This is a genomic window from Rhizobium sp. 11_C7_N12_5, from assembly GCF_051811145.1.
GTDB classification, from domain to species: domain Bacteria; phylum Pseudomonadota; class Alphaproteobacteria; order Rhizobiales; family Rhizobiaceae; genus Rhizobium; species Rhizobium lusitanum.
On sequence record NZ_JBPWPY010000001.1, the window covers coordinates 3,520,758 to 3,530,000 of the forward strand.

A 9,243-nucleotide genomic window follows, 5' to 3' on the forward strand; every position below is an offset into this window, starting at 1 on the left:
CATAAATCTTTCTAACTATTGCCAAATTGACGGAAAGCGAAACCGTGAGCAAAGTGGCAGCATGTGAAAATTGAGCCGTGAAACGGCCTTGAGGAGTATTTGGCATGAGCCGTATTGAGAAGAACGGGCTGCAGATCGAACCGGTACTTTACGATTTCCTCGTCAAGGAGGCATTGCCGGGTTCTGGTATCGATGCCGACACCTTTTTTGCCGGCTTCTCCAAAATCGTCCACGATCTCGCGCCGAAGAACCGCGAGCTGCTCGCCAAGCGCGACCGGATGCAGGCGGCGCTCGACGATTGGTATCGCAAGAATGGCGCGCCGGTCGATATCGCCGTCTACGAGGCTTTCCTGCGCGAAATCGGCTATATCGTGCCGGAAGGCCCGGCCTTCACGGTCTCGACCGCCAATGTTGATCCGGAAATCTCTCATATTGCCGGCCCGCAGCTCGTCGTTCCCGTCATGAACGCCCGCTATGCGCTGAATGCCGCCAATGCCCGCTGGGGATCGCTCTACGACGCGCTTTACGGCACAGATGCCATCCCCGAGACCGATGGCGCCGAGAAGGGCCGGGGCTATAATCCCAAGCGCGGCGAAAAGGTCATCGCCTGGGTGCGCGATTTCCTCGATGCCGCCGTGCCGCTTGCCGGCGTAAGCTGGAAGGATGTTACCGGCTTTGCCGTGAACAATGGCGCTCTGGCGATCACGACCAAGAGCGGCGTCGCAGCGCTGGCGGATGCTAGCCATTTTGCCGGTTATCTCGGCGATGCGGCCACCCCGTCGCATATCCTGCTGAAGCAGAACGGCATTCATATCGAAGTTGTCATCGATGCCGGCACCGATATAGGCAAGACCGATCCGGCCAATATTTCCGACGTCCGCCTGGAATCGGCGATCACCACGATCATGGACTGCGAAGATTCCATCGCGGCCGTCGACGCCGAGGACAAGGCGGAAGTCTACCGCAACTGGCTCGGCCTGATGAAGGGCGATCTGACGGAGGAAGTCGCCAAGGGTGGCAAGACTTTCATACGCCGGCTCAATCCCGACGTAGCCTACACGGCGCCGGACGGCAGCACGTTCGATCTGCACTGCCGCTCGCTGATGCTGATACGTAACGTCGGCCACCTTATGACCAATCCGGCGATCCTCGATCGCGATGGCAACGAGGTCCCGGAAGGCATCATGGACGCTGTCATTACCGGCCTGATCGCGCTTTATGACATCGGTCCGAACGGTCGCCGCAAGAATTCGCGCAGCGGCTCCATGTATGTCGTTAAGCCGAAGATGCATGGACCGGAAGAAGTCGCCTTCGCCGTCGAGATCTTCTCGCGCGTCGAGGACGTGCTCGGCATGCCAAGCAACACCATGAAGATGGGCATCATGGACGAGGAGCGCCGCACCACGGTCAACCTCAAGGAAGCCATCCGCGCCGCCGGCGAGCGCGTCGTCTTCATCAACACCGGCTTTCTCGACCGCACCGGCGATGAAATCCATACCTCGATGGAAGCCGGACCGATGATCCGCAAGGGCGACATGAAGCAGGCCGCCTGGATTGCGGCCTATGAGAATTGGAATGTCGATATCGGCCTGGAATGCGGCCTTTCCGGCCACGCTCAGATCGGCAAGGGCATGTGGGCCATGCCGGACCTGATGGCGGCCATGCTGGAACAGAAGATCGCCCATCCGAAGGCCGGAGCGAACACCGCCTGGGTGCCGTCGCCGACGGCCGCCACACTGCATGCGACCCATTATCACCGCGTCAACGTCGCCGATGTCCAAAAGAGCCTGAAGAGCCGCGCCCGCGCCAAGCTTTCCGATATCCTCTCGGTGCCGGTCGCCTCGCGGCCGAACTGGACGCCGGAGGAAATCCAGCGCGAGATCGACAACAACAGTCAGGGTATCCTCGGCTATGTCGTCCGTTGGGTCGACCAGGGCGTCGGTTGCTCCAAGGTGCCCGATATCAACAATATCGGCCTGATGGAGGATCGCGCCACACTCCGCATCTCGGCGCAGCACATGGCCAACTGGCTGCACCACAAGGTCATCACCGAGGCCCAGATCGTCGAGACGATGAAGCGCATGGCCGCCGTCGTCGACCAGCAAAATGCCTCCGATCCGCTCTACGTCGCCATGTCCGGCAATTTTGACGGTTCGATCGCCTTCCAGGCGGCGCTCGATCTCGTGCTCAAGGGTCGCGAGCAGCCGAACGGCTATACGGAACCGGTGCTGCATCGCCGCCGTATCGAGCTGAAGGCAAGGCAGGCAGGGTGATACCGTCTCTTCCTCAGAGGCCACCTCGATCCTTCGAGGCCTCGTCGTCTGCGCTGATGCTTTGACGGCAAGGCACCTCGGGATGAGGTGGGGAGAGTCCTACGGCCAGCGGAAAAGATCAGTCCTCATCCTGAGGTGCGCACCCGAAGGCGGAGCCTCGAAGGACGAGGGCGGGTGGGACGGCATAGCATCACGCCGCTTTCTCGAACAAAAAAGGCCGCCGGATGGATATCCGGCGGCCTTTTTAAATCCGAATGCCGGCAATGATTACTGGATGACGACGACCTTGGTGCTGCGGCCCGGCAGAACGCGGCTATAGAGATCGATGACGTCCTGATTGATCAGGCGGATGCAGCCCGAGGAAGCAGCGGTACCGATCGAAGCCCATTCCGGCGTGCCGTGCAGGCGGAACAGCGTGTCCTGGCCCTTGTCATTGTAGAGATACATGGCGCGCGCACCGAGCGGGTTCGAGAGGCCGGGATTCATGCCGCCATCGACATACTTGGCGATTTCCGGACGGCGGACCGCCATTTCCTTCGGCGGATGCCAATTCGGCCATTCCTGCTTCCAGGCTACATAGGCCGTGCCGGACCAGGAGAAGCCCTGCTTGCCGACGCCGATGCCATAGCGCATCGCTTCGCCGTTGCCGAGAATGTAGTAGAGATGACGCTCGCGCGTGTTGACGATGATGGTGCCTTCAGCCTCGTCGGACTTATAGGCAACGATCTGGCGGCGGAACTGCGGCTTCACCTTCTGGATCGGGATCGCCGGCAGTTCGAAGCCGTTGTCATTGGTGATGCCGTAGTCACCATCGAAAGTCTTGATGGTATCGGCTGCGGAGTTTGCGGTGGCGGACGGCGCGGCTGCGGCAGTGGTGGCATAGCCAGCCGACGCGAGCATTGCGACAAGGCCGAGTGCGGTCATAGCATTACGGATGCGCATGGAGGACTCTTGAAATTTCGTGGCAGGGGATGGATGACTATCAATCATCTTTGTCTACGGTTTATTTTCCATTAAACTAAGCTTTGCAAGCTGCTGTGGGGCTCAAAAATAGCTCCGGCGCGCAAATTAGAGGGACATGGTTTTTTTGCAACAATGCTTGCCCCGTCCCTGAGGCAATTCATGACGATTTTGAACGTTTACAATAACAATCCGTTAATAGATGGCAGGCAGTCGGAACGAGCTATGCTTGTACGCAAGGGCGTGCAATTATTACTGCACGAGATGCGTCATGCCGTCCTGCCGGAGTTGCCGCTAGCGAGCCGCCGCCGGGCCGACCTCGTCAGCCTTTCCGAAAAGGGCGAAATCTGGATCATCGAGATCAAGACCTCGATCGAGGATTTCCGCGTCGACCGCAAATGGCCCGATTACCGCCTGCATTGCGACCGGTTGTTCTTTGCGACGCACAAGGACGTTCCGCTCGATATCTTCCCGGAAGATTGCGGGCTCTTCCTGTCGGACGGCTATGGCGCCCACATGATCCGAGAGGCGCCGGAGCATCGGCTGCCGCCGGCGACGCGCAAGTCGGTGACGTTGAATTTCTCCCGCACCGCCGCCCAGCGTCTGATGCTGGCTGAATGGGCAACGGGCAAGGATTTTACCTTCTCCCCTCGGGGAGAAGGTGACAGCCCTTCGATCAATCCAGGGGCGGATGATGGGGGCGAGGAGCTTTAGCGTCGAGCACGCGGAGCGTAAGCGAAGGGCCTTCTACTTGGGTGCGCGCTTGGCGAGGATGCGCTGCAGCGTGCGACGATGCATATTGAGGCGGCGGGCCGTCTCGGAAACATTGCGCTCGCACATTTCGTAGACGCGCTGAATATGTTCCCAGCGCACCCGGTCCGCCGACATCGGATTTTCCGGCACTTCCGCCTTCTCGCCCGGGCGCTGCGTCAGCGCCGCGTAGACATCGTCGGCATCGGCTGGCTTGGCGAGATAGTCGAGCGCACCGAGTTTCACGGCCGTGACCGCCGTCGCGATATTGCCGTATCCGGTCAGCACCACGATATGCGTATCGTCGCGTCGCTGCCGGATCGCCTCGATGACATCCAGGCCGTTGCCGTCGCCGAGCCGGAGGTCGACGACTGCATATTGCGGCGGGTTGGCCTTGGTCTTGGCAACACCTTCCGCCACCGATTCCGCCGTCTCGACCACGAAGCCCCGGATTTCCATCGCGCGCGCCAGCCGGCGCAGGAAGGGGCCGTCGTCATCGACGATCAGCAGTGTCGCATCCGTGCCGATATGGGCTGCGGCATCCTTGTCCCCGGCACGCGAGGCGGCAAGCTCTTTATCCGTCATTCTATCTTCTATCCCGGCGACCATCCGCCTGCATATTCCACCAATTTGACGACCGCTGTTTTAAGCCGTGAAAATCATTTTGTCGAATTACTGTCGATCAACATGCGCGGCCATTCGACGCGCACGCGCGCGCCCGGCGTTTCCGGATCGCGGTTACCGAAGGCGAGCGCCGCGCCGGAGCGCTCCAGCAGCGTCTTGGCGATGAAGAGGCCGAGCCCGAGGCCGCCAGCCGTGTCGTCGCGCTGCCGCGTCGTCACGTAAGGTTCCCCGATCCGCGTCAGGATCTCCGGCGAATAGCCGTTGCCGTCATCCTCGATGACGATCGTGAGCGTATCGGCGGTGTACTCCACCGTGACGGTCACCGTCTGGCGGGCATAGTCGACGGCGTTCTCGATGAGGTTGCCGAGACCGTACATGATGCCGGCATTGCGGTTCAGTACGGGCTCGCCGGCTCGCGGGCTCTTTTCGATCAGCTGCAGCGTGATCCCGAACTCGCGATGCGGGGCGATGATCTCTTCCATCATCGACGACAGGGTCAGCCGCCGCATATGCGCCTCGTCCTCCGAGGAGAGCGTGGTCAGCCGCCGCAGGATATCGCGGCAGCGTTCGCTCTGGCTGCGCAGCAGCGCCACATCCTCGCGGAAACGGTCGTCCTCTTTGAGCTCTCGTTCCATCTCCTTGGCGACGACACTGATGGTCGCAAGCGGCGTGCCAAGCTCATGCGCCGCCGCCGCCGCCAGCCCATCGAGCTGCGACAGGTGCTTTTCCCGCTGCAACACCAGCTCCGTTGCCGACAGCGCGTCGGCAAGCTGGGAGGCTTCCATGGAGACGCGATAGGCATAGAAGGCCGCAAAAGCCATGGTGGAGGCAATGGAGCACCAGACTCCCAGCTGCATCACGCTGTGCACACTCGTGGCAACCCCGTCATACCAGGGCAGCGGGAAGGGCGAGAAGGCAAGGCCGGTGATGCAGATCATCGCCAGCACGATCAGCGTCATGCTGTAGCGGATCGGCTGCGAGGCGAAGGAAATGATGACAGGCACGCAGACCAGCACGGAGAAAGGATTGGTCAGCCCGCCGGTGATCAGCAGCAACCCGCAGAGCTGCAGAAGATCGAGGCCAAGCAGCGCAAACGCCGCCGGCGGCTCCAACCGGTGCGTCGGTGGAAAACGCAGGGTCAGGAAGAAGTTGATCCAGGCAAGACAGGCGATCAGCACGTAGCATGGCAAGAGTGGCATCGGAAATTTCAGCCAGAAGGCGACGATCGTCACCGTCGCCGTCTGGCCGCCGACGGCAAGCCAGCGCAGGCGAACCAGCGTCTGCAACCTCAGTCGCCGGCTGCTATGGTGGTCGTCCTGCGCCTTTATCTCTGCATCGGAAAGTTTTTCCAGTCCGCGGAAGAAGCGTGCCATCTTCAGGTTCCCCTTGGCTTGACGCGCGTCGTCGGCAAGGCATCCGCCGGATCTTCCGGCCAGGGGTGCCTCGGGTAGCGGCCGCGCATGTCGGCGCGCACATCCCGCCAGGATCCGGCCCAGAACCCGGGCAGATCGCGCGTCGTTTGGATCGGGCGATGGGCTGGCGACGTCAGCTCCAACACCAGCGGCAACCGGCCGCCGCCGATGGCAGGATGTTGTTTCAGCCCGAACAGCTCCTGGACGCGGATGGTCAACAGCGGCTCCTCGCCATCATATTGAATGGGATGGCGCTGGCCGGTCGGCGCCTCGAAATGCGTGGGTGCCATCCGGCCGAGATCGCGTTGCAGCTCATGCGGCACCAGCGACATCAGCCCGTTGGAAAGCCCGCCGGCGGAAATGTCGGAAAGTCCGCGAGCCTCGGCCTGGAAGGGTGTGAACCACTCGTCCAGCCGCGCGAGCAAGGCGTCGTCGCCCATATCAGGCCAGGGCTCGCCGATCGTGCGATGCAGAAAGCCTATCCGCGCGCGCAACTGCGCCGTTTCCTTGGAAAATGGCAGCACGCCGATGCCAAGTTCGCGAATACCCTCGGCCAGCGCCTTTGCCGCCTGCTCGCCGGATGGGCGCGGCAGGGGCGTTTCCTCAAAGATGATCGCGCCGAGCCGCGTGGCGCGCCGCGCCCGCACCTGCCGGCTGGCTTTGTCGAAGAAGCTCTGATCCTCGGTGCGGATCTCGCCCGGCAGATGCTCTTCGACATCAGTGCGGGAAATCTCGGCTGCCGCAAGAATACGCGCTTGTGCCGCGCGGCCGGTCAGATCGGCGATGACAAGCATCTCGGAACCGGCAAGGCGCTCGGTTTCCGGCAGTTCGGCGCCGCGCCCGTTCGCCATGACGAAGCGCCCACGCCCGCCGCGCTGCAGCGCGATGCGATCGGGAAAGGCATGCAGCAGCAGCGAGCCGGCCAAAGACGGTGGCGTTGAGCCGGCAGTCCTTTTGCCGCTGGCCGCCGAGGCAAGCCTTCCGGCCAGCCGGCGCGCTGCCTCGGCGCGTTCGCCCTTTTCCGTCTTGAAGCGCCGCAGCCGTTCTTCAAGGTCGATGCTCTGTCCACCAAGTCCCTGTTCGGTCAGCAGCACGGCAAGCAATGCGGCCTCGCGCGCCTGGCCGAAATCGGCGGCTGAGATCACCATCGCCGCCAGCCGAGGCGGCAGTGCCAGCTCGCGCATCAGCCGGCCGCGGGCCGTCAGCCCGTTCTCCGCGTCGAGCGCACCCAGTTGCCGCAACAGCGCCCGCGCCTCGGCAAGCGTCGTGGCCGGCGGCTGGTCGGCAAAGGCGAGCGCGGCCGGATCCTGCACGCCCCAATGTGCGAGGTCGAGCGCAAGGCCGGACAGATCGCTGGAGAGGATCTGCGGCGGCGTGAAGGCGGGCAGCGCCGCCGTCTGGCCGGGGTGCCACAGCCGGATGGCAATACCGGGTTCGGTTCGCCCGGCGCGGCCGGCCCTCTGATCGGCCGAGGCGCGCGATACCCGCACCGTTTCCAGCCGCGTGATGCCGGTCGAGGCTTCGAAGACGGGCAGCCGCTGCAGGCCGCTATCGATGACGATGCGCACGCCGTCGATGGTAATCGACGTCTCGGCGATCGAGGTTGCCAGCACGATCTTGCGGGTACCTTGCGGCGCCGGCCGGATCGCCGCGTCCTGCTCCTTCTGGCTGAGATTGCCGTAAAGTGGCGCGATCATCGTGGCAGTGCCGAACCGGCCCTCCAGCCTTTCCGCCGTGCGGGTAATTTCCGCCTGTCCCGGCAGGAAGGCGAGGATAGAGCCTTGTTCCGACGCATGCGCGTCGAGGATCGCTCGCGTCACCGTATCCTCGATCCGCTCACCCGGCGGCCGGTCCTGATGACGGATGTCGATCGGAAAGCTGCGGCCCATGCTCTCGATGACGGGCGGATGGTCGAGCAGGGTCGCGACACGCTCCACGTCGAGCGTTGCCGACATGACAAGGATGCGCAGGTCTTCACGCAGCGCCGATTGCACGTCGAGAGCCAGCGCCAGGCCGAAATCCGCATCCAGCGAGCGTTCGTGGAATTCGTCGAAGATAACAGTGGAAACGCCCGATAGTTCGGGATCGTCGAGGATCATCCGCGCGAACACGCCTTCCGTCACCACCTCGATACGGGTCTTGGCCGAGATGCGGTTATCGAGCCGCATGCGATAGCCGACGGTGTCGCCGACCTGTTCGTTGAGCAGCGATGCCATGCGGGCCGCCGCTGCCCTTGCCGCCAGCCGCCGCGGCTCCAGAACAATGATCTTGCCGTCATCGCGCCATGCCTGCCCCAACAGGAAGAGCGGCACCAGCGTCGTCTTGCCGGCGCCGGGCGGTGCCGAGAGGACGGCGCGCCGATGCTCTGCAAGGGCAACGCCGATATCGGCGAGCACATGCGAGACCGGCAGGTCGGGCAATGAGGGCGTTGTATGCGTCACGCCTGCCGGCTCCGCACATATTCATAGGCAAGGATCGCGCCGGCGAGATCCTCGAGCGCCGCGCCCACCGATTTGAACAGGGTTATGTCCGCGTCATCGGTCCGCCCGGGATGCGCCCCGTTCACCAGCTCGCGGAGCTCGGCCCGGATGTCGTCGGCTGCCAATACGCCATTCTTCAGGGGCTGGGTGATGTCGCCGGCCTCTTTCATCGCGCCGGCACGCGTGTCGACAAACACCCGCGCCCGCCGTATCGCCGTATCGTCGGCCTCGCGCATATCCGGCTTGAAACCGCCGATGAGATCGAGATGCGCGCCCGGCTTCAGCCATTCCCCCTGGATCAGCGGTGCACCCGATAGTGTCGCGCAGGAAATGATGTCGGCACTGCGAGCCGCGGCCTGCAGATCCGCGACGGGCTCCGCGGCCAGGCCGAGCGCCTGCGCCTCCCTGGCGATGCCCGCTGCTTTCTCGCGGTCCCGCCCCCATATGCCGATCCGCTTCAAGGGCCGGCCCGTGGCATGTGCCTGGATCAGATTGAGCGACAGTCGTCCGGTGCCGCACACAAGCAACTCCTCGGCATCCTCGCGCGCAAGATATCGGGCAGCAAGCGCCGAGGCCGCCGCCGTGCGCCGCGCCGTCAGCTCGCCGCCATCGATTACCGCCAGCATCTCCCCCGTCTGGCCCGAGGAAAGAAGATAGGTTCCGAAGATGGCCGGCAGGGCACGCGCCGCATTTCCCGGGAACACCGAAACCATCTTCACGCCCATATAGCGTCCCGGCAGCCAG

At 63.3% G+C, this 9,243-nt stretch carries 7 protein-coding genes (1 of these 7 cut by a window edge); 2 read left to right on the forward strand and 5 right to left on the reverse strand.

Annotation, left to right across the window (positions count from 1 at the left end):
* The first annotated feature begins 104 nt into the window (after positions 1–104).
* Positions 105–2,273 carry a malate synthase G gene (locus tag AB8B29_RS17210; protein WP_037195501.1) on the forward strand — a complete coding sequence of 723 codons (2,169 nt, stop codon included), beginning with the start codon at positions 105–107 and terminating at the stop codon, positions 2,271–2,273.
* A 267-nt stretch (positions 2,274–2,540) separates the two neighbouring features.
* Here AB8B29_RS17210 and AB8B29_RS17215 read toward each other — a convergent pair whose 3' ends face one another.
* Complete coding sequence (locus AB8B29_RS17215; protein ID WP_037195499.1) at positions 2,541–3,215, reverse strand: L,D-transpeptidase; 675 nt, start codon at positions 3,213–3,215, stop codon at positions 2,541–2,543.
* A gap of 180 nt (positions 3,216–3,395) precedes the next feature.
* On the opposite strand from AB8B29_RS17215, the gene AB8B29_RS17220 reads away from it, so the two are divergent.
* A complete protein-coding gene (locus AB8B29_RS17220) occupies positions 3,396–3,947 on the forward strand; it encodes an MmcB family DNA repair protein (protein ID WP_037196128.1) in 552 nt (183 codons plus the stop codon).
* A gap of 33 nt (positions 3,948–3,980) precedes the next feature.
* Here the strand turns inward: AB8B29_RS17220 and AB8B29_RS17225 are convergent, their stop codons facing one another.
* From AB8B29_RS17225 to AB8B29_RS17240, 4 genes are all read right to left on the reverse strand, one after another.
* The gene (locus tag AB8B29_RS17225; protein ID WP_092573034.1) at positions 3,981–4,568 is read right to left on the reverse strand and encodes an ActR/PrrA/RegA family redox response regulator transcription factor; all 588 of its coding nucleotides are present in this window, start codon (positions 4,566–4,568) and stop codon (positions 3,981–3,983) included.
* 74 nt (positions 4,569–4,642) lie between these two features.
* A complete protein-coding gene (locus tag AB8B29_RS17230) occupies positions 4,643–5,980 on the reverse strand; it encodes an ActS/PrrB/RegB family redox-sensitive histidine kinase (RefSeq protein WP_092573033.1) in 1,338 nt (445 codons plus the stop codon).
* 2 nt (positions 5,981–5,982) lie between these two features.
* Positions 5,983–8,460: an ATP-dependent helicase HrpB gene (hrpB, locus tag AB8B29_RS17235; RefSeq protein WP_112440820.1), complete on the reverse strand. Its 2,478-nt coding sequence runs from the start codon at positions 8,458–8,460 to the stop codon at positions 5,983–5,985.
* Positions 8,457–9,243, reverse strand: partial view of an ornithine cyclodeaminase family protein gene (locus AB8B29_RS17240; protein ID WP_112440822.1) — the 3' portion only. It continues 164 nt past the right edge of the window; only the last 787 of its 951 coding nucleotides appear in the window; its start codon lies beyond the right edge, outside the window — the gene reads right to left on this strand; its stop codon occupies positions 8,457–8,459. Before AB8B29_RS17240 ends, hrpB begins: the two co-directional genes overlap by 4 nt.